We start from the raw sequence: 26,698 nt of genomic DNA, 5'->3' as shown, positions 1-26,698 counted from the left end.
ACAGGACACCCACTGTTATTTAATTATAATTAAAACAATTAACAAAGACACCCACTGTTAATTGCAGAACGGCTAAGCCGTGACTATAGTTAATTTACTCATTCAACGGAGATGAAGAGGTTAACCATGGCAACGGCTCGCCAACGACAAATTAGTTTAACAGATACCCCTTATTACCATTGTATTTCTCGCTGTGTTCGGCGTGCATTTCTTTGTGGAGAAGATAACGTCTCAGGCAAAAGTTACGAGCATCGTCGGGTGTGGATTGAAGAGAAGCTGCTGTCACTGTCTAAAAGTTTTGCCATTGGTGTATGTGCTTATGCGGTAATGAGTAACCATTTTCATGTGGTATTGTATATAGACCAAGAGGCGGAAATTAACAAAGACACCCACTGTTAATTGCAGAACTAACTAGCCGTGACTATAGTTAATTTACTCATTCAATGGAGATGAAGAGGTTAACCATGGCAACGGCTCGCCAACGACAAATTAGTTTAACAGATACCCCTTATTACCATTGTATTTCTCGCTGTGTTCGGCGAGCATTTCTTTGTGGAGAAGATAACGTCTCAGGCAAAAGTTACGAGCATCGTCGGGTGTGGATTGAAGAGAAGCTGCTGTCATTGTCTAAAAGTTTTGCCATTGATGTATGTGCTTATGCGGTAATGAGTAACCATTTTCATGTGGTATTGTATATAGACCAAGAGGCGGCTAAGCGTTGGTCAATAAGTGAAGTTCTTGAACGGTGGCACCATATGTTTAAAGGCACGTTATTAACGCGCCGTTATATGAAAGAAGGGCAACTCGAAGAGTATTTAATGCCAAGCTTACTTGAAACGGTAGAAGTTTATCGTAACCGCTTAATGGATATTAGTTGGTTTATGCGACAAGTGAATGAGCCGATAGCAAGACAAGCCAATAGAGAAGATGGTTGTACGGGGCGCTTTTGGGAAGGTCGCTTTAAGTCGCAAGCGTTGTTAGATGAAGCGGCGCTTGCAGCGTGTATGGCCTATGTTGAGCTCAATCCTATTCGAGCCAATATTGCAGATGTTCCAGAGCGCTCAGACTATACCAGCGTTAAAAAACGCATAGAGTCTGCACAATTAGGTCAACAACCGAATAGATTACTGCCTTTTGTTGGCAACCCTAAACGCACCATGCCCATAAAAGGCTTGCCATTTGAGCTACAAGATTATTTACACTTGGTCGAGCTAACAGGGCGCTGTATCAAAGCAGGCAAAGCGGGTTATATCAATGAACGACAGCCAGCACTTTTAGCGCGTTTAGCGATTTGCCCCGAAAACTGGCTCACTCTGACCACTGCCTTTACCAAAGTATTTCACGGGGCGGTAGGTAAACGCGATGAACTGACCAAATTTTGCCAACATCAACAGATAAAACGACGGCATAATATTGAGCAGTGTAGTCAATTACTAGCTTAAACCCTTTACCTAAAAAACAATCAATCTATCGCAACAGCGATGCTTTGCGGTGTCAATTGTTTAGTGATTAGGCTAAACGTTGAAGGGGATTAATTAACCGTACAGTGACGACTTTCCCAAATGCAATCTTGAATTGCTTTTAGCTTACCTAACCATTGCGCTTTTTTTTCAGTAGCGTTAATTAAACCACCATAGTAGCGAAGTGAGAACATACTATCGTTATAATCAGGTAACCAACCATCAAATAACATGTTATTGAGCAAAGGGAGAACGTCATCTTTGCTCGCGGTGATGTCATGCCAAATCACTTCATATGGGGCTGGGAATTGTGTGATCTCTTGTCTTAAGCTCAGCAATTTAGCGTAAGCCTGCTGATATTCGGTTGTTTTACCTTGTGCTTGATAAAGTGCGGCTAACAATAAATATTGGCCAAGTTGTTTATCACTTATGTTATCTAGCTCAACGATATTAGCAAAGTGTTGATGAAATAGGGCAAGCGCTTGTTCGGTGTAATCCAAGTTAGTCAGTGCCATTAAGTAAGGCATGACTAAATGGTGTTGTTTTGGCGCTAATTCATAGCGCTGTTTAAGCAGCGTTAGCGCGTATTCATGGTCTTCCAAATGCCATGCCAGCGATGCTTTGACGTAAAGTAAAAAATGCTTAGGTATGCTTGCTATTGTTTCAACCTTATTGAGCTCTTCTTCAGCCAATTGTGCTTGGTTGAGACTTAATAAAAACAACACATAACTGAGGCGATGAACAGGAAATCGTTTTAAATAGTGGTCTTTATTGTCTCGGTACCATGCTAAGTAGTTTTTGGCTCGTTCTTGATTTAATGGATAAAAATCAAGCTCATATAAGGCTCGGTTTTTGAAGTTTGGTGCAATAACTATACTACGCTCAAAGTATTTTCGTGCATTGTTCAAGTCGCGATTGTTTAGATGGGCATAGGCTAAGCCTCTAAGTATTATTGGGTCGTTAGGTGCTAACTTAAATGCATTTTGATGGGCATTTAATGCTTCCTGAATTTGGTTTTGACTGCGTTTGAGTTGTCCATACCAGTGCCATATTAGCGCTTCTTGTGCTGTTATCGCTAGTGCCTGTTGAAAAAGTGCTGCGGATTTTTCCATCTCACCTTGGTGAAACGCTTGACGACCAATTGAGGCAAGTATGTTGGCATTATCGGGTTCTATCGCATAAGCCTTTTCAAGCAATGGTGAACATAGACTATCTCGCTCATCTTCTGTCATGGTGTCGTAAATGGCAAGTAACCGGTAGCTATGACATAAACCGTTGAGTGCTTCAACATTGCTCGGTTGTTGTTGCAGTACTGACATGTAGAGTTGTTTTGCATGATGAAGTTGTTCAGGTTCTTGCTGTTTAACCAAATGGCTGGCTAATGATAAGGATTCAAAGTGTTGATTATCAGTTGTTTGCTTAGGGCGAGTCAGCAGATAAATACTTAATGCAGCGATGATAATCATTAATCCAGCAATTAAAAACCAAGGCCGTTGCGATAACAAGGGCTCTGTGGTAATTGCGCAAATATCGATGTCAGGGTTAATCCGATAACCTTGTCCAGATATCCTTTCGATGTATACCTCTTGTTGGCTATCTTGGCTGAGCACTTTTCTTAATTGCGCGATGGCTTGGTAAACGGAGCTGTCTGCAACGACTCTTTCGCGCCAAACAGTTGAAATCAACTCGTCAACACTAGCAGGTTCGTTTGCGTGCTCTATCAATACCATCAATAATTGCATGATTTTAGGGGTGACAGTTTCTGTTTGTCCGTTGGTGATCAGCGTTAATTGGTTAAGTTTGGGAAAAATATGCCAATTACCAAATTTAAAAGGTTCCATTTTTATCTTTTTATCTTAATGATTTGTAAGGGTTTTAGTTTTTTTAGAAAAATTTTAGATCAATATTATAAAGAACTTAGGACGTGATTGCTCCTCTTAAATAAGCTGGCATTTTTTTAAAGGAGAAACAGATGAAAAACTATTTAATCGCGTTGGCATTTATTGGTGGCTTATTGGCAAAGCCAGCACTAGCAAAGTTCGACCTAGTGATCAAAAATACGACGGTGATATCGGCCATTAATCAGCAGCAAGTCATGATCAAAGAAAAGGCTTGGGTTGCGGTACAAGGTAATCGTATTGTTGAGATCGGTACTAATGAAGCCATTCCGCAAGCAAAAAATACCATAGATGGCAGCGGCAAGTACCTTATACCTGGCCTGATGGATAGCCATACTCACCTAAAAACCATGCCAGGACTGCTAAAATCAGATCAACACTCGGCGTCAATGCAGCGTGCCTTTTTAGCAAGGCAAGGAAGCAATTATTTATACTATGGTGTTACGCAAGTTTTAGATCCTTCTAATACCCAGGAAGGTATTAATAAGTTTCACCAAAGCGGGCTGTCACCCAATGCATTTTATTGTGGCGCTATGCCGATATTCAATGGCTACAATGCTAGAGGCATTGAACATAAAGACTTACATCATCAGCGCCCTTACTATATTGCCCAAGAGGGAGATCCAGAAACAACCACAGCTATTAAAGAAGCGCATCAAGTGAAAACAGCTGTATCTCGATTAGCTCAAGATGGCGCCCAATGTGCCAAGGTGTATATTGAGGATGGCTTTAATATGGCAAATCATATTCCGTTAATGCATCGTAAAACACTTAAAGAGCTGGTTGACTATGCTCATCAATTGGGGCTGCCAGTGATGGCTCACGCCAATGCTACCGATATGCAAAGCATTGCGACAGACGTTGGGGTAAACGTTTTGGCCCACGGATTATGGAATTGGTTGGCAGAGCAAAATACTACTAAAAACGAACAGTTACCACCTGGGGTAACCTCGGTATTAGATAAAATCATTACCCGAGATATTGCTTACCAGCCAACGTTAAACGTTATGCGCTCATTGGCTGATTTAATGGTTGATGGACACCTAGATCTTAAAGACTACAAAAATATCCTGCCTCAATCGCAAATCGATTGGTATTTATCTGAGCCTGGGCAGTGGTTTGCTGATGAAATGTATCAAGATTGGGGAGGGGCCACCAGACAATACATCACCAATAGCTTTAGAGCGAAGCTGCGCAATGGCCAGCAAGTATTACAGTATTTATATGAGCGAGGCGCTACCATACTATTGGCATCTGACACACCACCAAGCCCAACTTATGCCTCTCAACCTGGGTTATCTACCTACATGGAGTTGCAAGGAATGTACAGTGCTGGTATGGATTTAGCTGGGATTTTAGCGGCGGCAACACTTAATAATGCTAAGCAATACAAGCTAGAACAAGATTATGGAACTGTGGAATCAGGAAAAATTGCCAATTTATTAATGTTAAACAGCAACCCATTAAAAAGTATTACCGCGTTTGATGATATTGATACCGTTATTTTGCAAGGCAAAGCTCGACCGCGCACTGCTTTTCACATCAATAACGTAGATCAAAGCAAGGTGAACTAACGATAGTTACTGACTAATCCAAGTATTGATTAACGCTCACTTTAGATCTCGCGAACAATGTTTAAGTTGTTCGCACACCATAGAGAACGCAAAAGTGAAATAACGACAGTTAGCATAAAGTAACTTGAGCCCCATTGAAATTTTGTTGGCTTAGCCTTTTTTAGGTATGGACTGATATTCGGCGTAAATGATGTTTAAAAAGGTGCGTTTAGGGCTAGAGCGTGTTGAACTTTGCGGTACAAATTTTGTTCGAATTAAACGTGATTTAATCGAGGCGTAGCGAATACCGTATAGTTATTCTATACAAATGAGTTACAACAAAGCGTAAATCACGTTTAAACGAATCCGAAGGGCAGCGCCCATTTGAAATTTCTACTTCGTTATTGCCTATTGATGGGGAATAGCCACATGACATAGGCTCTGTCTTGTGTAAACTTCAAATGAACTGCTGCAAAAATGTACATTAAAGATCAACACACTCCAGTGAGTTTATTGGTCGTCGCTTAGGGGGAGAAATCGTTAACTCACCAAAATACAAGGTTACCGAATAGCAAGTGTATTTGCATGAATACGTAAGTGACATGTTAACAAAACCTTCTACGATGTTAATTCGGCAAACTTGTTGACTTAAGTCAATTTTTAGCCAGTGATGTTTTGCTATAAAACGCGCCTAATTTACGCTGTATTAGGAAGTTTTGCCTTGTCTACTTATACCATTAAAGCTGCAGATATCATGCAGACCAAGATATTATCTTGTCCACCGGATACCTCGATCAGTAAAGCCGCTGAGTTAATTTATATCTATAAAACCAGCTCGATCGTGATTAAACAGGGCAGTGATGTTATTGGTATTTTGACCGAGGCGGATTGCGCGCGAATTAACTTTGCTTCACCGGAGATATTTGCTCATCCCGTTTCTGAGTTTATGAGCTCACCGGTCATATCTATAGAGCATGATACCCAGTACAAAGATATTATCCGAGCATTTAATTTGCACAAAATTAGACACCTGATTGTTAAAAAGCACGGTGATGTTGTTGGTATTCTTAGTCAAACTGATGTCGTTAGACGGCAAGGCATAGAGCACTTTTTACAACACCGCGTTGTTAAAGATAACTACAACTCGCGTGTCCCCATTTTTGATGCCCAAGGATGCCTAGAAGATATTTTAGTGGCAATGGCTCACCAAAAACATTCATCGGTTATTGTTAAGAACGAGGAAACGTCTGAATATGGCATTATTACCGAGCGTGACTTACTCAAGATTCTCGCTAAAGGAGAGAAAGCTGAAAAACCATTGTGGGCATATGCCGCTCACCCTTTAATTACCACCACACCTGATGAATCTCTATTACAAAGTTTTTTAACCTTGCAGCGTTATCGTATTCGTCACTTAGGTGTAGTGAATGAGAATAATGAGGTCATTGGCGTTCTAGCGATGCAAAACGTTATTTCCGGTGTTGAGCATTCTTATTTTCAAGAGTTGGAAAAGCTGATCACCCAACGTGATAATGCGCTTAATATGTCGCAAAAACACTTGTTTTTAGCTGAAAAAGTGATTGAGTATTCTCTTGATGCCATCATGATTTCTGATAAGCACGCCAATATTATCTCGGTGAACCCTGCATTTAGTTCAATCACTGGCTATAAAGCGCGAGAAGTGATTGGTAAAAATGCCAACATTCTAAATTCAGGTTATCACGGTAAACAATTTTATTGTGATATGTGGGAAAGTATTGAGCAAACTGGCAAGTGGCAAGGTGAGATATGGAATCGCCGCAAATCGGGAGAAGTCTTTCCCGAATGGTTAACCATTGTCAAAATCGGTAATCAAATTGATGGCGATATTCATTATGCAGGTATTTTTAGTGATATTACTGAACGCAAAAGTGATGAAGCAAAAATTCGCTCGTTAGCGTTTTATGACGAACTGACCAATCTACCTAATCGTCGTTTATTTCAGGATCGTTTAGATATTGCGATATCGACCGCCCATCGTAATAAACAGTTGGCAGCGATTTTGTTTATCGACTTAGATCGTTTTAAACAAATTAACGATACCCTAGGACATAAAGTAGGGGATGAGTTACTGATTGCTGCCGCTAATCGCATTAGTAGTTCAATAAAAGAGGGCGATACTGTTTCTCGTTTTGGCGGTGACGAGTTTGTTATCTTATTAACAGAGATGAATAGCGTTGAAGATATTCGCTCGGTTATTAATCGCATACACACCAACTTTAATGAACCTTTCATGTTAAACGGTAAAGAGAATTACGTTACAACCTCTATTGGTGCAGCCGTTTATCCACTTAATGGTATAGCGCCTGAAGATTTATTAAAACATGCTGACATTGCGATGTACCAAGCCAAACAACAGGGTCGTAATGGTTATGCGTTTTACCAAAAAACGATGAATGAACAACATATCGCTAAGCTACAGTTGCAAAATAAATTAAGGGCCGCGCTAAAAGCGCAAGAATTTGAATTGCATTACCAAGTGCAAGTTAACTCCGCTAGTCATCAAATTGTTGGTATAGAAGCCTTGCTACGTTGGAATCAGCCTGAATTAGGCCAGATATCACCTGGTATTTTTATTCCACTTGCCGAAGAGTTGGGGATTATTAGTGATATTGAAAAGTGGGTGCTTACTGAGGCTTGTCAGCAACGTAAGCATTGGTTGAGCTTAGGCGTGGATGTTGGTCGAGTCGCGGTTAATATTTCGGCATTACATTTTAACAATGATGTCGTTAATTCGATTATTCAAACGATAGAAAGCACCGGCTTACCCGCACAATACTTAGAAATTGAGGTGACCGAATCTTGTTTTATTGAAAATGTTATCGAAGCAGACAACAAACTCAATAAGATTAAATCATTGGGGGTAAAAGTGGCTTTAGATGATTTTGGCACTGGTTATTCATCACTGAGTTACTTAACCAAGTTAAGTATTGATACCTTAAAAATTGATGCGAGTTTTATTCAAAAAGCGCCGCAAAATGAAAAAGATTGTCAGTTGATCAAAACCATTATCAATATGGCTAAAGGGCTGTCGTTAAATGTATTAGCAGAGGGCGTTGAAACAGATGCTCAGAAGTGTTTCCTTAGCCAAAATGAGTGTTTACATCATCAAGGATACTTTTACGGTAAGCCATTAAATGCTCAACAGCTCGAAGCATTTTTATTGCGTTATAGTGAAACTGAGCGATTAATCGAAATTGACCAATCGCTTTAAACAAAGATCAACAGACCCTAGGTGTCAGCATATTTTACAGTTCAAGAAATTTTAGTAATTACTCTATAGTACAACTGTTTGAAAAGTGTCCAGTTTTAAAAACTGGTTTATTGTATGCATGTGCAATTTAAGTAAGCGTTAGTTTTTATGCTCCTCCACTTAAAAAAGCTATAGAAGAAGGATTTTGATAATGAAAAAATTGCTTTGTCTTAGCAGTGCTCTGTTATTGATAACTGCTAACAATGCCAACGCTGGTGTAATTGATTTGTCGGGTGTTGGTTATGTTCAGTATGGTGATGCCCAATCTTACTCGCTACCGATTGCACAAATTCAAGACGGATGTACTGGACCAGGATGTGATTTTCACGTTGCGTCGACACCTGGTCATATTCAAGATCTTATTGTCGTTGCTACAGGCTCTTCTGGCACTGGGGTAACGACCAATATTGCTGGCATGGACGATGCCTATGCAACCCCCAGTGGAGAGTCTGGTTCTAATTTTTTTAGTACAGGAACAGTGCTAGATCCCAATTCTGCTAATGAGTTTTTTGGAGATAGTGATAATACATGGGACACCACCTTAAGCGCCCTCTTAGGTTTTCTTAATGGCGACGACATGGTCTTTATGTTTAACAATAACAACTTAAACGGTGGTAATTTACAGAGTTTAGCTGCCTGGATGCGTATCACAGTGAGTGATGACAATGGTGGTGTGGTCGGCGTTTATGATTTAACCAACAATAACAGCGCATATAATTTGGTTACTCAAGATGGTGGCGGCACGTTTATGGGGGACGTTACGAGTTATACCTCAGATAATTCTGAACCTGATGGTAATACGAATACCAATACTGACTATGTATTATCGGGGGGGCCTATTTGTTTGAATACAGTAGCGGAACTAATTCCTGTACCTGTGGCTTGTGATGGTTCTGGGCCTTATCCAGTAACAGATGGGCCTATCAATCATAACTTGGGGAGTGATGAAGTTGCCTATGCTGTTTTATTCCCTGAGCTTAACGACCAGCTCTATCAGCTTGCTAATACATTAACGTTGCAAGAGTTGACAAACTACACTTTGAATATCGATTTGCGTTTAGGATGTGATCCAGACTTATTTTTGAAAACTGCGGATGATGAAATTTGTTCAGGGGCATTGCACGGTTACGGTAAAAATATTAATAACGGTTTTGAGCAGCTATTTATTGCGACCAATACTCGCCAAGGCACTGACATACCTGAGCCGCCACTAACGATATTATTTGCTACCGCCGTACTGGCCATGCTTCGTAAAAAGTTGTTCTAGTTTTTACGGTTACTATTTCTTTATCTGGAATGTAAATCCGCTGAAGAGTTTATCTCCTCGGCGGTTTTTTTATGGGGAAAGCCTAAACTAAAAGTCTCTTGGTAAACTTTTACAAAAGGTGACAATAGAGGTAATCTAACAATGTTACGTCGTTAAAAGTGAGGGAAATGTAACAAAAAGGAATAAAAAGTTAATCGCTAATTGTTCAGGGTGTTATTGTTGATCAAACTGCCTGATACTAGCGTATTAAGTTTGTGATAATTCAAGGTAAATCGCTATAGTTAAGCTATAGTTTGTTGTAAGTAACCCATTTTACTTAACCTTTTTGCTACTGCGGAGTTGAATCATTAGTGCGCTGTATTTACTTATTTTTTGTACTCACTTTCCTATCATTTTCTATTGCTGCAGCGGGTGATGAGCCTATACCTTATTACTCTGCACTCGATAATGATATTGAACAGATAGCCAATAAGTATGGCTTGGATACAAAAGAAACATTGAAACAACTCAAAGCTATTGAGTTGCGCGCACTTGACAGTAATGCCGATGATTTGGCCTACTTTTTAGGGTATCGTTGTTATTTAGAAACCTTATTGCCTGATTTAAACGAATTTAATAAAACGTTAGAGTTTATCGAACAAAAAATCCTAGAAATGGGTCGTCACCCTTCATTACTCGCCGTAAGAGAACACTGTAAAGGGCAAGCTTCATGGGCAAAAAAAGATTATGAACAATATTGGTTGGAGCTTGAAAAAGCGTATCAGTTTGCCAGAAAATCCGCATCCCCGATCCTAAGGTATTGGATAAATATCGAGTACTCTAGTCATATGTTGCAAGTCTCTCGTCATACAGAGGTGGTAGAGGCTGCGCAAGTGGCCAAAGAGATCGCCATTAAAAATGGTGATTTATACCGCGAGGCGACAGCAAATACCAATTTAGCGTTATCAGAGGCTGAACTTGGTTTTTATGATGATGCGTTGGCGAATAATCAGGCAGCAATTGATTATGAGAAAAAGTTTTATCCCGATTCGCCCAATTTGTTGATTCTGTATTTAAACAGGGGCTATATCTTGCTAGAAGATAACCGTAATGATGAAGCCGATGAAATTTACCAAAAAGCGATTAAGATGGCGGTAGAAAGCAATGATCAGTATTCAGTAATTACTGCATTAACTAACTTATCATCGATTGCGATTAGACGTGGAGATTTTGATCTAGCTACTCGCCATGCAGAGCGAGCATTGGATATATCAAAAGCATTAAATAACGAAAACTCCATTGCTTTTAGTGAAAGTTTACTAGCCAGTGCCTATGCCTATACAGGCAAAATTGAACAAGCCAAAGTGTTATATCAACGGGCCATCAGTTATTTTAAAAAAGTGAAAGATAGAGATGCACTTGGTAACAATTATTATGGCTGGGCTTCTGCGATGGCTGATGTTGGTGAGTATCAAGAAGCGCACCAGGCACTAAAAAATTACGTTGAGATTCAGCAAATGGCGTTCGATGAAGAGCGCAAAAGCCGTATGCATCATACGCGCTCTTTGTTTCAATCGGCAGAAAAAGATAGAAAAATTCAAGCATTAACAGAAACTAACATTAGAAAGCAAATAACATTAGAAAACCAGTCATTACAGAAAAAAATCTTTTTCTTAGCGGCAGTGACGATTGCCACAGTGTTGTTTTTGTTATTTATGCTTTATCGGAAATCTCAAGCGTTGAATGTGAAGTTATCGGGATTAAACACGAAATTGGATCATCAGCGCTTTATTGATCCTTTGACTAAATGTTTTAATCGTCGCTATTTTGACCACAAAGTCGTTGAAAGTTTGTCTAAGCTTTCTTTAGGCGGCTATAGCTTATTTGCGCTGGACCTTGATAAATTCAAGCAAATTAATGACACCTATGGTCATGCGGCTGGAGATCAGGTTTTAGTCGATTTTGCAAAACGGATCACTCAAGTGGTTCGTGAAAATGACAGTTTAATCCGCCTTGGCGGGGAAGAATTCCTTTTGGTAGTTAATCAGCTTACCGAGGAACAAGCGAATAGATTAGCGTTAAAGCTCTTAGATATCATTGCCAGAGACCCTATCGTTTATCAAGAGCATGAGATCAAATTGACGCTATCGATTGGCGTGAGTGCGATAAAATCTACACCAATTTCAGTGACTGAAATTAATGAGTATTTAGAATTTGCTGATATGGCGCTCTATCAAGCTAAGTCTGCAGGTAGAAATCGAGCCATCAGAGCGGTTAACCAGCAAGGTGAACTGAGCTTCGTCGATATTGGCTAGTGAAATATGCTTTACTTAGCATAATATAGATAACGATTCGCAGTGTAATACTTGCGTGAGATTCATTTTAATAACCGATTGCACTGAGGTTAGTTACATTATTGGTTATGACGATACGGGAAGCGTAATCGTAAAGTGCAACCCTTGACCGAATTCACTTTTCACACTGATTGAGCCTTTTAGTGCTTGCGTGACTAAGTTATAGACTAAGTGTGCGCCTAAGCCGCTGCCCCCTTGACCTCGTTTAGTGGTATAAAAAGGTTCAAATAGTTTGGCTAAATTAGCAGGAGTCATACCGATACCATTATCACGATAGTCAATAGTTACCCTAGAATTTTGTTGCTGAGCAGTTAAGGTGATTTTGCCTTGCTCAATGCCCTCAAAGCCATGAATATAAGAATTCATCACTAAATTTGTGATCACTTGAGCTAATGCACCTACTCGGCAGTAAAGATTAATACTTTTATCACATTCAACGCTGATCTGATGCTGTTTTTTCTTCAACTGGGGTTTAAGGCTGTATAAAATTTCATTGAGATAATCAACCAGCACAATACTGCGGGCTTCGTCACTCGATTGGTCTACGGCAATTTGTTTAAATGAATTAATTAACTCTCCCGCACGAGTGAGATTGTGGATGCTGATATCGGTACTTTCAATCGCGTGAGTGATATAGTTAGCTAAGTAACTTTGGCTGATGTGTTTATTTTCAAATTTCACTGATAACTCTTTGGTCAGTTCATTGAGGTAACTAATCGAGGTTAGGCTGACACCAACAGGGGTATTGATTTCGTGTGCGACACCAGCGACTAAAGCACCCAATGACGCCATTTTTTCTTGTTCAATGAGTTTTTTCTGCGAAAGTACTAATTCATCGACGGTATCTTGTAAATCAATATTGGTTTTTTCCAACAATAGGGTTCTATCTTTTACCTTATTTTCAAGTTCTTGATTCAGTACGCGGATTTCATTTTCTATTTCTTGTTGTTTTAACGTATGTGTTTCTATTTCATCGAGCATTAAATTAACACTACGAGAAAGTATCGAAAACTCATCTTTGCTTACTTGGCTGACTCTTAATGAATAGTCTTTAGACTTGATGACATCACGCGTAAAGTCGACTAAGCGAAAAAGAGGGTTTAATAATACGCGCTGAAAACGATAAGCAATCACTACACCTAGCGATAGACATACAATAAAGACAATGATAACAATAACAATAAGCTGTTGCTTAAACTGTGTTAATTGGTCGAAATTGGATTGTTGATAGATAAAGCCAATCGTTTCCTCTTCAAAGATGATCGGCATGGTTAATTTAAAGTAATTATCATCATAGATAGGAGTAAGGTATTGGGTGTAATTCTCTTGCTTAAGTGCTTGATAATCTGACCGCGCATAATTAGCGACAATATCTCTCTCACGATTCGCTTTAAAGACGATCGCTAATTCGACATCTTTTGAAGTTTTAAATGACGACAGAAGTTGTTCGACCGCATCGTTATCATCGAAAATAAGCGCAGGTGCCATATTAAACGCTAATATTTCCAGACGATTTTTAGCATTATCGTGTAAGTGCGTTTGGTAATTACTCACCAACAAATATGAAAGCCCAATCGAGGCGAGCAATAATGCGATAAACGTAATGCTGGTGATCAAGAGCATTAATTTAACTTTAAATGATTTTATTTGCTTTAACTCCGCCATATCAATCATCCACCGACTTCGTTAAAGCGATAAAGCGAGACTGTAGTTTGATATCAGAATTGGCTAGTACCTTGTGGCTCAGAAAAATTTTCATTTTGTTGTCGATTAATATTAACGACAACAGTCCGCCTGATTTTAAAAACTGCTTATCTTTACCTATGGTCAACGAGGCTTTACTAAGAGCCGTTAATTGTTGCTGCGATAAACTTTGCCAAGAATTGGCCGGAAAATAGAGTAAATCGCAATTTGATGGTTTTTCGATGACAAGATTATTAACGTCGCTAATTTGGCTAAAGGTGAGTGGTCTTTTTTGTGAGTATTTATTGATAATTTCTTCAAAACCACTTTTCATTTCTTTTGAAATATTGCCGACCGCGCATAAGGCGATAGGAAGCTCTTCTTGTTGTGTTTTCTCCGAGGTAGGCCATAGCGCAAATTTAGTGATTTGATAGATAAACGCGACGGTAAGTTTATCTTCTTTTGTCATTGACTCAAAACTTAGGGTAAAAGGGGGCACCAAACACATAGCCAGCAGCAATGTGCTAAAACATTTACTAAAAACCCTGTATTTAATGAACATCAGTCACTAATGTTAAGGCAAAGAAGTGGGGGTGCGTTAATGAACAAAACCTCCTAAAAATCAATTATCTTACTAACTATAGCGTATTTCTAAAGTTAGTAAAAAAATCGTAAACTATGATTGTAACAATTGGTATTAGGGCATGTTGATCTTGTGAGGTTAAAATCTCATCGTTTTGCCCAGTAAATTTCAAAGCTTTAGCCTTGATTAACGTCACTTTATCACTCAGCATAAATTTTAAACAAAGGTCAACGGCTCCTAATCATTATGCTTTGCTTTTGAGCACAATTAAGCAATAGTAGCGTTAAAAAAAATAGGCAATTGAACCTATGTATGATTACATCGTAATTGGTGGTGGCTCGGCAGGATGTGTTCTTGCTGGGCGATTATCTGAGAATCCTGATATTTCTGTGTGTTTGCTCGAAGCTGGCGGTCGAGATGATAGTGCAGTTATTCAAGCGCCGGCAGGTGTGGCAGCACTGGTGCCGACAAAACTTCATAATTGGGCATTTAATACCATAGCTCAAGCTCAATTAAACCAGCGTCAAGGCTATCAACCTCGAGGCAAGGTGCTTGGTGGCAGTTCCTCGATAAATGCAATGTTGTATGTTCGCGGTAATAAGTGGGATTATGATAATTGGGCACGTATGGGCAATCAGGGGTGGAGCTATGATGAGGTGCTGCCATATTTTATTAGATCAGAAAATAATCATCATATCGATAATTCTTATCATGGGAATGCGGGGCCTCTGCATGTCACTGATCCTTCCTATGCAAGTGATTTGAATGAGCGATTTATTAACGCTTGTATTGAACAGGGGATTGCACATAATCCTGATTACAATGGTGCCGAGCAAGCGGGTGTTTTTTATTATCAACGTACGATAGTAAATGGCGAGCGTTGTAGTGCTGCTAAAGCTTATTTAACACCCTATCTTCATCGAAAAAACTTAACCGTAATTACCAAGGCTGAAACGGAAAAGATTTTGTTTAAAGGCAATAGGGCAATTGGTGTACGCTACCGTCAAGGGCATAGATATGTTGAAATTTATTGTCAGCGAGAAGTGTTGTTAAGTGCAGGTGCTTTTGGCTCGCCAAAACTATTAATGCTTTCTGGTATTGGCGCACATCAAGAGTTGCAGTCTTTGGGGATTGACGTTGTTGCAGACTTACCCGGTGTCGGGCAAAACTTACAAGATCATATTGACTATATTCAAAGCTTTAAACTAAAGCATTCTGATAACAGTTTTGGAGTATCTGTTAACTTTGCCGCCAAACTCATTAGTGCAATAGCGCAGTGGCGTCAGCATCGAACTGGCATTTTAACCAGTTCTATCGCTGAGTCGGGCGCCTTTTTCTATAGTAAAGAGAATCTAGTAGCACCTGATATGCAATTAGTATTTGTGGTTGGTATTGTTGATGACCATGCTCGTAAAATGCATTTAGGGCATGGTTTTAGTTGTCATCTAACATTAATGCGCCCCCAAAGTACTGGAGAAGTCAAATTAACCAGTAATAACCCCGAAGCTGATTTAGCTATCAATCCTCGTTATTTTAATAACCCCTGTGATATGCAAGCTATGTTAAGTGGGGCTCAACAAATGCAGAATATTCTCGAAAATCGTAGTCTTGCAGAAGTCAGCAGTCGTATGCTTTATCCGGTAGATAAAAACAACCTAGAGCAGCTTGAGCAAGATATTCGCGCTAGGGCTGATACCCAATATCATCCTGTTGGAACTTGTAAGATGGGGCCTGATAGTGACCTAATGTCGGTCGTTGATCACAACTTGAAGGTTAAAAAGCTTGATGGTTTGAGAGTGATTGACGCGTCAATTATGCCTAAAATCATCACTGGCAATACCAATGCGCCAACGATAATGATCGCTGAAAAAGCGGTCGATATGATTTTATCGGAAAATCAAGGGTAGCGGGTATTGATGCCTCCTTTCAAACCTCAAAGTGAGGTTTGTTCGTACTCAAAAATTAAAGATAAAGTAAAAACAGTGGTGAATATATCCCTACTCGGCGGCTATTGTTTTTACGCTTAAGTATTTTTTGAGAATTTTTTCTACATCGTCGCGCTTTATCGGTTTGGTAATGTAGTCGTTCATGCCAACTTCATAGGCTTTATCAGCATCTGAGCGCATAGCATTAGCTGATAAACCACATATTTTAATCTCTTTAAGCCCTGAATCTCTAATGGCTTGCGTTGCTTGGTAGCCATCCATAACCGGCATTTGGATATCCATAAAGACAATATCATAATTCGGCGAGTTTTTGATTTTGGTTACCGCTTGTTCACCGTCTTCGGCAACATCAAAGGTAACGCCAAAACTTGTCAACACCTTACCGGCAACCACTTGATTGATTGCATTATCTTCAACCAGTAAAGCATGGCCTCGATACTGACAAATATCTTCACTTGTTTCATGTGTCATTTTTTCTGTTGGTTGAGAAGAAATGTTTAATAGTGCTCCAATAAAGCGATGAATCTTGCTTGGTAATAACGGGTGTTGAATAAGTGGGGCTTTACCCAGCTTGTTAATTTCTGCTAAGGCGTGAAAAGCGTGGGTATCGCAGCAAAAACCTAGATTGACCTTGCGCTCTTGAAGTTGTTTTAGTGTTTTTCTTTGCGTAGCGCTAATTTTTCCGCTCACGTTGATAAGAAGTGCGCTTTTATCCTGTTCGAAAAGTTGAAATTGGCTTAATTCTTCAAACTCAATGTATTTTGTATGAGCAAAGTAATGTTCAAATTCATCACTGATCTTGATTGAAAAATCGCCGATATCACAAACATAGAGTGTGCTGTCATTATTTGCGTTTACGAGGTTAATGGTTGAACTTTTTTGTTCGAACGGAATACTAATGGTAAAGGTGCTGCCTTGCCCCTCGGTAGATGTTAACTCAATACGCCCGCCCATTAGTTGGGTCAGGTATTTGGATATACTAAGCCCCAAACCGGTACCGCCATAATTACGATTAGTCGAGCCGTCCGCTTGGGTAAAATCAGCAAAAATACTGCTTTGTTTGCTCTGACTTATCCCGATACCGGTATCTTCAACAGAAATACTAAATAGGACCTTGTTGCTGTGATTTAATGGCTTACAAGTCAATGTGAATGCAATATAGCCAGAATGGGTAAACTTAACCGCGTTGTTGCCAAGGTTTAACAGTATTTGGCTTAGTCTAACCGGATCACCAATTATCTCCCTTGGTGTGTTTGCGGGAATTCGGCAATGAACATTAATATTTTTCTCGGCGGCTTTTACCGTTATCGTTTCGATAACGTTTTCTAATACGATAATTGGCTCAAAGGCAATATACTCTAGATCAAGTTTGCCGGCTTCGATTTTAGAAAAGTCAAGAATATCGTTAATAACATTCATTAAAATATTTGATGAGTAGCGAATTTTTTCAACATATTCGGCTTCTTCAGCCGGTAAGTTTTTCAGCCTTAACAGATCAATAAGGCCAATAATACCATTCATCGGTGTTCTAATTTCATGGCTCATATTCGCTAAGAACATACTTTTTGACTGGGTTGCTTTTTCAGCACTTTCTCTAGCGATATTTAAGTCTTGATTAAGTTGCTGGGCTTCCTCAAGCAACTTTTGGGTTTGGCGGTTTTTTTCACGAAATACATCGGCAGATTGCAATAATAGACCAACTTCATCTTCGCGTTGGGTGGTTAATTCGCCTTCATAAGATTTATTTGCTGCAAGCGTATCAAACACTTTAGTAACATGACGAATGGGGCCAATGATTCGTTTTAACACGTAAAGGGTGATTAATGCCGTAAATATAACCCCTAAGAAGAACATCAGTTTTCCTCTTAAGATTGCCTCATTAACAACCTGATTCAATTCCTTATTTCGTTGTTCATTATGTTTTAGTACCGTATCACCAAGTTGCTTTGTTAAAAATAAAAATTCATTCGCTGAACCCGACATCACCACATTAACCAAATAGTTATAGTTGCGAGTCACTTGTGTTAATAAGTTAAAGTTGGCAATTAATTTAGTTATTTCTTCACTGAGTGGCTGCTCATTTAAACTTTTACTCATCGTTAATAATTGTGATGAGTTACGTCTAAAAGAGGCGATGGTTTGACCGGTTGGATTTAAGTAATACTGGTAGGCAGCTAACTGGGTATTACTGGCTGTATTAAGCAACAATTCGTAGGTAAGCTGATCAGGGTGATCAGCAGGCAAGCTGCGTCGAGCACTTAGGGTATTAATACTATTTTTTAAGGCATAAAATTGATTTTCGATTTCTTGGTTAAATAGTTGCTGTCGTTTGGTGAGCAGCGAGACCACAGAATCAAAGTTATCTTGATAGTCACTGAGGTGCTGGCGCATGCTATCTAAGGCAAGTTTTTGTTCATCTTCTATTACATGGGCATCAAGAAATTGCTCAGTCTGGACAAGTTTAGTGTTAATGTCAGCCATAATATCGTTAAAACGTTTAAGCACAGAAGCGCTGCCACTGCTTTTAAAAATTAAAACATTGCGTTGTAAATCGAGCACATCTTTTTCGAGTGTTTTAACATGTAATAACTCTGACGCTATTTCCTGACTTGAGCTAAGTCCATCGGCGAGCAAATTTTGGCTTTGTGAGGTCACATATTCTTGCCCGATAAATAGTACGGCGATGACAATAAAAGCGCTGATCAGTTGTGCTTTTAAACTACGAAACATATCGAGAAACGACCTCTTGCGGAGTTGTAATGAGCTGCATAGACAGGTGAGATAAGTTAGGCATTAATGAGTTCATACCATTTTTGCAAACTATAGTCATAACTTGGCATTACCGTGTTCCAAACAGCAACATTGCTAAAACGCTTGTGGTAACTTCCGCCCGTTCTAATTGTCCCTTTTTTTACCGAAACCTTATTGTCGGTGCCTTTTAAATCTTGAGCTGCAGGTTTTCCCTGGTACCAATAGTCCCATTCAGCTTGAGAGAGGTATTTAGCAGAGCGGTCTGGGTTAGAAATGTAATAACCTTGGCGCGCGATAAATGCCCCTGGCCAACCTGATAACCACCAGTTCATATAGTCATAAGCGGCATCTTTGACTTTGCCTTGGGTGGCACTTGATAAACACATAACACCATGCCAGCCGCGATATCCTTCTTTTGGCGCTGCATATGTTACCGGAACATTCATACCATTGAGTGAAGCAACCGCCGGTGAGAACATGCTCTCTATCACGACTCGGTTGGATTTCATAAACCTTACTGATTCAGGAACTGATGTCCAAAAGCCACTAAAATGACCAGACTGCTTATAGTCAATCAATACGTTAAATAGTCGATCAAGTTCAGCATTGGTCATTGCACCAATATCGTTTATTTGAACTAATTGGTTGGCTTGAGCAGCGAGAGCCAGATCAAACAAGCCAATCGTTGGTGCGTTAACAATGCCAACTTTGCCACTGTGTTTTTTGTCCAGTAACCAGCCCCAACTTTCGCTGACATAGGGAATACCTTGTTTAATGACATTAGTGTTGTAACCAAAAGAGTCGACATTGTGGACGTAAGGGAGAAAGCTTATCTTATCGGTGTGCTCAATTCCTAAGGTTTGATCCGCTTGCACATGCAGCAGTTTATAAGGCGCATCACCAGCACCTATATTGGCTTCTGGCGTAATTTTACCTTCTTTGGTTAAGCTATTGATTTCATCCCAATAAGTTAAACGCTTTTTATCAATGGCTTGAATGGCACCAGAGCGCCACAACACATTAATACTGTTTGACCATTGTTCATATAAATCAAAGGCCTCAGGAAACATCGACGCTTTTTGTAGCACAGCAGCACTGCCTTTCGGCTCATAAACAAGATTGATACCTAAATCTTTCATTGCTTGCTGCTTAAGCTCTTCTTGTAAGGTGACATGGGTACCTAGTATCCGCAGCGTGACTTTATTGCGTGCAAATACATAAGGGGCTTTAGTGATTGATAGCCCAGCAGCGCTTGCTAAAGCCATTGTTTTTAAGGCACTTCTTCTGTTGTTATCCACGTTTAATTCCATTTTTTTTCTTACGCTGATTTCAGTATAGATAAAATTTTAGAAACTGAGGCATTGGATGTTTCCCTTTGCTGGGAATTCACCTCCCAATAATGGGAAGTCTGTCGCATAACCAAGATTGTTCACTATTTAAATTCATAATAAACAATGGTTTAGGGTTTGGTATTTATTATGCAATGCAAAGAGCTCAATAGGAAAAACTTAGGTTAATAATATGAGGAAACTCACCGCTTTACTATTATATAGTATCTTTTCATTAAGTTCGCTGGCGCAGAATGATACGTCTTTGATTCCACGGCATGATTTTACTAATCCGAATAATGCATGGGATGTCAAAGTTAATGCTGATGGCACTAGGTTGGTTTATGAAGCTCAACACCAAGGCGATAAAGTATTGATGCTTGCCAAGACTTCTTCACCACAGCAAGCAAAAGCGCTCAAGTTGGGGAAAGATTTCAATTTTACCAGTTTTCAATGGTCAAACAATCCTAATTACCTCATTATTTATGCCGACCACTTCGGAGATGAACGTTGGCAACTATTAAGTGTCAACGTTAGTAATAATAGCGTTAATGCGTTAACTCCAGGGGAAGGGGAGCGTGCCAGTATTATTGGGATGTCGCTAGCGCAGTCAAATCTGATCACTGTTGCACATAACCAACGAGACAAAGCCTATGTCGACTTGTATCAAGTTGATATTGTAAGTGGCAAAAGTCAGCTAATTTTTAAGAACGAGCAGGGATTTGCGGAATTTTATGCTGACTTGCAAGGTCGCCCCCGTTTAGCAGTGACAAGAGAAGCTGAAACGGACGCATTTACCATCACCGCTATCAATGACAAGGATTCAAAGAGCGTCTTGTCAATCGGCTTTGAGGATACACGAAATTTTGCTTTTATTGGTTTTGAGCTTGATGGCAATAGCTTCTATATTCTTGACTCTACTGGTCGAGATAAGTCCGCCTTAGTTAAAGTGGATAATAAAACAATGCGTCGCGAAGTATTGGCACAAAGTTCTCTTGCTGATATTCAAGAAGTTGTCGTTATCCCTAAAACAGGTCAACCTATAGCGTATGCGGTAGACTACTTATCACGAGACTGGGTGAGTTTAGCAACTAAGCATACTTCGTTATTTAAGCGATTGAGTCAAGACTTCCAAGGGCGCGTTGATATCATTTCATCAACCCTCGATGGAAATATGCTAACTGCTTATGTCTCAGGAAAATCAGCTTCTTATTATGTATTGATTGATAGCACTAGCGGAGAAGTTTCTAAAGTTGTCGACGCGTATCCTAGTTTAAAGAGCTACCATTTTACTGAGAAAGTACCTTTTAGCATGAAAACTCGGGACGGTCAGACGTTGGTTGGAACTTTTGTTGCTGCTCACGGTAGTGACCAAGATGGTGATGGCTTTCCAGATAAACCGACACCGCTGATCGTTATGGCTCACGGGGGACCATGGGATCAATCTAAACCTGGCTTTGATACGTGGCAGCAGTGGTTAGCAAATCGCGGTTACTCGGTAATTTCGCCAAATTTTAGAGCTTCTACAGGGCTCGGCAAACATTGGTTAAACGCTGGAAATAAGCAGTGGGGAGGTGATATTACCAATGATGTTGTAGATAGCATTGATTGGGCAATTGCTAAAGGCTATGCCATGAAAGATAAAATAGGCTCTATGGGAGCATCGTTTGGTGGATATATCTCATTGCAATTATTAACCAATTATCCTGAAAAATTAGCGTGTGGTATTAGCACTGCAGCAAGTCCTAACTTGATTTCACTGTATCATTCATTGCCAGATTATTGGGCAGCGTTTAAAAACGAATACCGCTTTCGTGTTGGCGATGTGACAACTGAGCAAGGGCGAAACTTGTTAAAGGAGCATTCGCCATTATTCAAAGCGAAAAGCATCACTAAGCCAACACTAATTTTTCACGCTGTAAATGATAGTCGTGTCAACATCGATGAGCCTCGTCAAATCGTTGCAGCAATGAAGCAAAATGATATTCCGGTTACTTTTGGGGTTTTTAAGCAGGCTGGACATGTTTATGCCAGTGAGGAAGCAACGTTGTTGTATCAAGCAATTGCTGAAATGTTCTTCGCGAAATGCCTAGGTGGTAAGGTTGAACCTTATAGTAAAACGATCGATGAGAGCGTCTTTAGTTTTGAAGCTGGTGGTGAATTTTTTGTTCAATAAAGCGTCATGAGTAAATCGAGAAGCTTGATCATAGAGTATTTATTAGCTCAGATAGGATAATATTATCTGAGCTAAATTTGATCTCTAAAATTAATATTAAACATAGATCCAATAAATCAAACTTGATAAGCAGATATTATTCTGTATACAATCGGTGTGTTTTAATAATATTGGGTCGTTGTATGAAACCACAGTTTTTATTAAAGGCTGCAGTGGTTGCAGTCTCATTAGCTACATTAGGTTGTAGTCAAACACCGTCATCAAATTCAGTTAATAAGCAGCTCTCAATCGCCCCGCAAAGTGCTGCTACTTTGCAAGTAGGCAGTGTGACCGATGTGTTAGCGGCCGAAAGCGAACAGTTATGGACGACTTCGTTTGATCATTACCAGCCAGGAAGATTAAAAGCGGTGGCGAATGCCATCACCTATTTAGCTTCCTCAGAGCAAATTAATGATCAGCGCCTCGAGCGTTTATCGTTTTATTTAAGGGTGTTCAGTAGCTTTGGTCCTATAGGAGATTGGCAAGAAGGGAGTGCGGAGGCGTTAAATAATGCATTACTTGCTATTCAGTCAATGCCAGAGTTTAAGCAAGTAACACCAGCGTCTGCGAGAATTCATGAGAACTATGCTGTCGCTTTATATCGTTTGTATTTTCTTGAGCCTTTACAACCATTGGTGGTTGAGCACATTGAATCATTGGCTGGTTTAATCGATTTATATGCTGAGGCAGAATTGTCGCAAGATTTAGCGGTTGACTATGCTTTATGGGAAGTATTGCGTGCTGCTGCGGTACTTCCTTATGAAGCTCGCCGTAAAAATAAGGACGTGTTTATCGATGGCGTTCAACATAAGCAGTTATTAGAAAAATCGTTGCTTAACTTTATCACAGCGACTAACGCGATGAGAAAAGAAAGTGAATGGCCGAGAAACAATGCGAGTTGGGCGTTAGCTAACCACTACAACCTTTATAATCAACAATATTGGAATGCTTACTATAAACATTCTAAAGAAGAGCAAAAACTGTTGCAGGATGACAAAATGTCGTTGCCGCAAGAGCAGTCGATGAAACAATTAGATGATGCTTTATGGCAGGCGCTTTCAGCAGACAGCAGCAAATCGTTAGCAGAGTTGCAAGAGCAGTACAGTGTGCCGTATCTTGTTACCAGTTTTCGCAGCAAGTCTTCGTGTCAGGAAGATGAATTAAAAGGGCGTTGTATTAGTCCAACGATTGAAGAGGCGTTGCCAATTAAACATGTATGCTCTGACACCTTGTATATATTGACTCAAGAGATGACAAAGCAACAACTCAATGACAGTTGCAGTAAACTCATTGCACAGGAAGATACCTTCCATGAAAAGCTTAAAACCAATCGTGAGCCTGTCGCAAATGACTTTAACGATAAACTACGCGTCGTTATTTTTGATGATCATGCTCAGTACAATAAGTACGGACAACTGACCTTTGACATTCATACTGATAATGGTGGAATGTACATCGAAGGTACGACACAAAACCCCGATAACATTGCCACATTTTATAGTTTTGAGCATTTTTGGATCCGCCCTGAATTTGGTGTTTGGAACTTAAATCATGAGTATGTCCATTATCTAGATGGCCGTTTTGTTAAATATGATACCTTTAATCACTTCCCAAGCAATATGGTGTGGTGGTCAGAGGGCTTGGCAGAATATATTTCTAAAGCTGAAGATAACCCGCGAGCATTCAAAACCGCGAAAAAACTGGAAAAAGAAAAATGGCCATCGCTGATGGATGTCTTTAATACCGAATATAAAGACGGTGCAGATCGCGTTTATCAGTGGGGATATTTAGCGGTACGTTTTATGTACGAGCATTATCCAGAGCAATATCGTCAACTGGCTCACTTCTTAAAAACTGATTACTTCGATGGTTATAAGAAGTTGCTTGAGCAGCTTGGTGAAGCCCATGGTGACGAATTTACCGCTTGGCTGGAGAGCCATATCGCCAACTTGGATAAATCTGAAGAAGCTGAAGATGAGCGTAAACCTCGTCAATTTTATCGCTATACCTACAAAAATTATCTAAAACCTGATTACTTAGTTGAAGATAGTTTACATATGCATTGGCAATATTGGCATGCCAATGCACTGAAAAACAAATAAATTTAACTAGCTCACTTTAAGCCATACACATTGACGTGTATGGCTTTTTTAATCGTAGCGTTAAACTCCACGCGCTGCGTCTGATGACAAAATTCTTTGCTTTGCGATTAGATTCTCCAATGCTGAGCTTTTATAACCTCGCTCAATACTCCACTTTCCCATAGCTGGGAATATTATTTTCCCATCAGTGGGAAAAGTAAGTGGTTTTGCACTTCTTTTTGTTATTTAAGTTTTATATTTCAATAGCTTGAACTGTTTGGCATTGTTTGTGCTCTATTACCTTTATAAGGTGTTTAAAGGTTTAACGTTATGGATGTTGTAAGAAAGAAAAATCGTAATCCTGTGTTTGGTGGCAGAACAATGCAAGTGGGGGCATTGGTTGTATTTGTTGCCGCTATTATCTGGTATACCAGTGGTCAAACGGATGTAGATTTAACCGTGTCAAAAGATCGCGTTATGGTCACTAAAGTTGAGAAAGGTCCTATGGAAGTAAGGGTATCGGGAAATGGCGTGTTAGTACCCGATAATATTCAATGGCTTGCTGCTCAAGTCGCCGGACGCGTTGAACAAGTCTGGGTAAAAGCTGGCGCTAAAGTTGAACAAGGTCAGCCTTTGGTGCGCTTATCTAATCCAGAGCTTTTGCAAAGAGCCGATGAAACCCGTTGGGCTTATGAAGCGGAGCTGGCAAAACTCAATGCGTTAAGCGTGAGTTTAGATGCAGAAAAACTAAACCAAGAAGCTCGAGTCGTGCGCGCACAATTTGCCTACGAGAGCGCTACTTTGCAGCTAAAGGCTGAGACAACATTGTTAGAGCAGGCAAGTGGTGTGGTGTCGAAAATTGATTATCAAAAAACACAATTGAATGTAAAACAACTTGAGCGCAATTGGCAAATTGAACAACAAGTTGCGATGAAAAGTATTGCCAATGCCGAGGCTCAATTGTTAGCAAAGCAAGCGGAAGTGAATCGTCTGGAAAATATTCTCAATCGTGCTAAGCAGCAAGTGGACAACTTAACTATCTATGCGTCAATGCCAGGTATCGTGCAAGAGTCTGCGTTAGAGCTTGGTCAGCAAGTGAATATTGGTCATAACGTTGCCAAAATCGCTGACCCTAAAAGTTTAGTAGCAGAGATTCAAATTCCTGAATTGTTGTCAGGTGATGTTGCCATTGATCAGCTAGCAAAAATAGACACTCGCAATGGTGTGATTGAAGGTGTAGTAACTCGCATCGATCCAGGAGTGGTTAATGGTAATGTGCAAGTTGATATCAAATTGTTAGGTGAATTAACCGCTAATGCGCGACCTGATCTAAGTGTTGTCGGTGAAATCACGGTTACTAATATCGCTCAAACGCTATTTGCAACGCGACCAGCATTTGTGAAAGCCAATAGTGCGAACACCATTTTTAAAGTTGATGAAGCGGGTATCGCCAGAAAAGTCGCGGTTAACGTCGGCAAAACATCAACCAATCAAATTGAAATTTTGTCTGGTGTATCACAAGGAGATCAATTGGTGATTTCAGATACCAGTGACTGGGCAAATTATCAAACTATTTTAATTAATTAGGGGAGCTATCATGTCTAAACCAGTTATTGAACTAAAACAAATTGCCAAAACCTTTACGACAGATGAAATTGAAACACTGGCGTTATCGAATATTAACTTAACGATTAATCAGGGAGAGTATGTCGCGATCACTGGCCCTTCTGGGTGCGGAAAATCAACCTTGTTATCACTGATTGGCTTATTAGATGTTGCCACCGAAGGGGAATATCAAATTAATGGCCACCAAGCGACGGGATTGTCTAAGGTTGAACGTGCAGGGCTGAGAAATAAAGAAATAGGTTTCATTTTTCAATCATTTAACCTGATTTCTGATCTAACGGTATATGAAAACGTTGAATTGCCATTGACGTATCGTAATGACTTATCAAAGGATGAAATTCAACAACGTGTCGATGATGCGTTAGCACAAGTGGATATGGCCCATCGTAAGAAGCATTTTCCATCGCAACTTTCAGGTGGTCAACAGCAAAGGGTTGCAATCGCCAGAGCGTTAGCGGGTTCTCCTTCTTTATTACTGGCGGATGAACCAACCGGTAACTTAGATTCCAAGAATGCACAAATGGTAATGGAACTATTGGCGAAGCTGCATAAAGGTGGAGCAACCATTTGTATGGTAACCCACGACCCACGCGGCGCTGGTGAAGCGCAACGTACCGTAAGCCTATTTGACGGTCAAATCGTCGAAGATAGTGTTAGCACATCCAGTGCCGCTTAGGAGTTC

The 26,698-nt window shown here is 40.0% G+C and carries 15 protein-coding genes and 1 pseudogene; 11 read left to right on the top strand and 5 right to left on the bottom strand.

Annotation, left to right across the window (positions count from 1 at the left end):
- Positions 1-126: 126 nt before the first annotated feature.
- Positions 127-369 (top strand): annotated as a pseudogene (locus ACSLUH_RS14200) (transposase); the annotation flags it as partial.
- A gap of 95 nt (positions 370-464) precedes the next feature.
- Positions 465-1,442: a transposase gene (locus tag ACSLUH_RS14195; protein ID WP_448568119.1), complete on the top strand. Its 978-nt coding sequence runs from the start codon at positions 465-467 to the stop codon at positions 1,440-1,442.
- An 89-nt stretch (positions 1,443-1,531) separates the two neighbouring features.
- On the opposite strand, the gene ACSLUH_RS14190 is transcribed toward ACSLUH_RS14195, so the two are convergent.
- Positions 1,532-3,301: a winged helix-turn-helix domain-containing protein gene (locus ACSLUH_RS14190; protein ID WP_448568117.1), complete on the bottom strand. Its 1,770-nt coding sequence runs from the start codon at positions 3,299-3,301 to the stop codon at positions 1,532-1,534.
- Positions 3,302-3,432: 131 nt separating this feature from the next.
- On the opposite strand from ACSLUH_RS14190, the gene ACSLUH_RS14185 reads away from it, so the two are divergent.
- The 4 genes from ACSLUH_RS14185 to ACSLUH_RS14170 all read left to right on the top strand — a co-directional run bounded on the left by ACSLUH_RS14185 (position 3,433) and on the right by ACSLUH_RS14170 (position 11,764).
- Positions 3,433-4,932, top strand: coding sequence for an amidohydrolase family protein (locus tag ACSLUH_RS14185; protein ID WP_448568115.1), 1,500 nt, complete (start codon positions 3,433-3,435; stop codon positions 4,930-4,932).
- 700 nt (positions 4,933-5,632) lie between these two features.
- Positions 5,633-8,164, top strand: a complete 2,532-nt coding sequence (locus ACSLUH_RS14180) for an EAL domain-containing protein (protein WP_448568113.1) — start codon at positions 5,633-5,635, stop codon at positions 8,162-8,164.
- A 190-nt stretch (positions 8,165-8,354) separates the two neighbouring features.
- A complete protein-coding gene (locus ACSLUH_RS14175; protein WP_448568111.1) occupies positions 8,355-9,470 on the top strand; it encodes a hypothetical protein in 1,116 nt (371 codons plus the stop codon).
- A 350-nt stretch (positions 9,471-9,820) separates the two neighbouring features.
- A complete protein-coding gene (locus ACSLUH_RS14170; protein ID WP_448568109.1) occupies positions 9,821-11,764 on the top strand; it encodes a diguanylate cyclase in 1,944 nt (647 codons plus the stop codon).
- A gap of 105 nt (positions 11,765-11,869) precedes the next feature.
- Here ACSLUH_RS14170 and ACSLUH_RS14165 read toward each other — a convergent pair whose 3' ends face one another.
- Both ACSLUH_RS14165 and ACSLUH_RS14160 read right to left on the bottom strand, forming a co-directional pair.
- Positions 11,870-13,468, bottom strand: a complete 1,599-nt coding sequence (locus tag ACSLUH_RS14165; RefSeq protein ID WP_448568107.1) for a HAMP domain-containing sensor histidine kinase — start codon at positions 13,466-13,468, stop codon at positions 11,870-11,872.
- Between the two features lies 1 nt (position 13,469).
- Entirely contained in the window at positions 13,470-13,955 is a 486-nt protein-coding gene (locus ACSLUH_RS14160; RefSeq protein ID WP_448568105.1) for a YfiR family protein, read from the bottom strand.
- A gap of 422 nt (positions 13,956-14,377) precedes the next feature.
- On the opposite strand from ACSLUH_RS14160, the gene ACSLUH_RS14155 reads away from it, so the two are divergent.
- Entirely contained in the window at positions 14,378-15,976 is a 1,599-nt protein-coding gene (locus ACSLUH_RS14155; RefSeq protein ID WP_448568103.1) for a GMC family oxidoreductase, read from the top strand.
- Between the two features lie 90 nt (positions 15,977-16,066).
- On the opposite strand, the gene ACSLUH_RS14150 is transcribed toward ACSLUH_RS14155, so the two are convergent.
- Together ACSLUH_RS14150 and ACSLUH_RS14145 are read right to left on the bottom strand one after the other, a co-directional pair.
- Positions 16,067-18,745, bottom strand: coding sequence for an ATP-binding protein (locus tag ACSLUH_RS14150; RefSeq protein ID WP_448568101.1), 2,679 nt, complete (start codon positions 18,743-18,745; stop codon positions 16,067-16,069).
- Between the two features lie 56 nt (positions 18,746-18,801).
- Positions 18,802-20,076: an ABC transporter substrate-binding protein gene (locus tag ACSLUH_RS14145; RefSeq protein ID WP_448568099.1), complete on the bottom strand. Its 1,275-nt coding sequence runs from the start codon at positions 20,074-20,076 to the stop codon at positions 18,802-18,804.
- Positions 20,077-20,287: 211 nt separating this feature from the next.
- On the opposite strand from ACSLUH_RS14145, the gene ACSLUH_RS14140 reads away from it, so the two are divergent.
- The 4 genes from ACSLUH_RS14140 to ACSLUH_RS14125 all read left to right on the top strand — a co-directional run bounded on the left by ACSLUH_RS14140 (position 20,288) and on the right by ACSLUH_RS14125 (position 26,692).
- The gene (locus ACSLUH_RS14140) at positions 20,288-22,270 is read left to right on the top strand and encodes an alpha/beta hydrolase family protein (RefSeq protein WP_448568097.1); all 1,983 of its coding nucleotides are present in this window, start codon (positions 20,288-20,290) and stop codon (positions 22,268-22,270) included.
- 182 nt (positions 22,271-22,452) lie between these two features.
- Entirely contained in the window at positions 22,453-24,411 is a 1,959-nt protein-coding gene (locus ACSLUH_RS14135) for a collagenase (RefSeq protein ID WP_448568095.1), read from the top strand.
- Between the two features lie 309 nt (positions 24,412-24,720).
- The gene (locus ACSLUH_RS14130) at positions 24,721-25,977 is read left to right on the top strand and encodes an efflux RND transporter periplasmic adaptor subunit (protein ID WP_448568093.1); all 1,257 of its coding nucleotides are present in this window, start codon (positions 24,721-24,723) and stop codon (positions 25,975-25,977) included.
- A gap of 10 nt (positions 25,978-25,987) precedes the next feature.
- The gene (locus ACSLUH_RS14125; RefSeq protein ID WP_448568091.1) at positions 25,988-26,692 is read left to right on the top strand and encodes an ABC transporter ATP-binding protein; all 705 of its coding nucleotides are present in this window, start codon (positions 25,988-25,990) and stop codon (positions 26,690-26,692) included.
- Positions 26,693-26,698 lie beyond the last annotated feature (6 nt).

The sequence above is a fragment of the Thalassotalea ganghwensis genome, from assembly GCF_053485795.1.
This window is presented reverse-complemented; position numbering and strand designations above follow the sequence as displayed.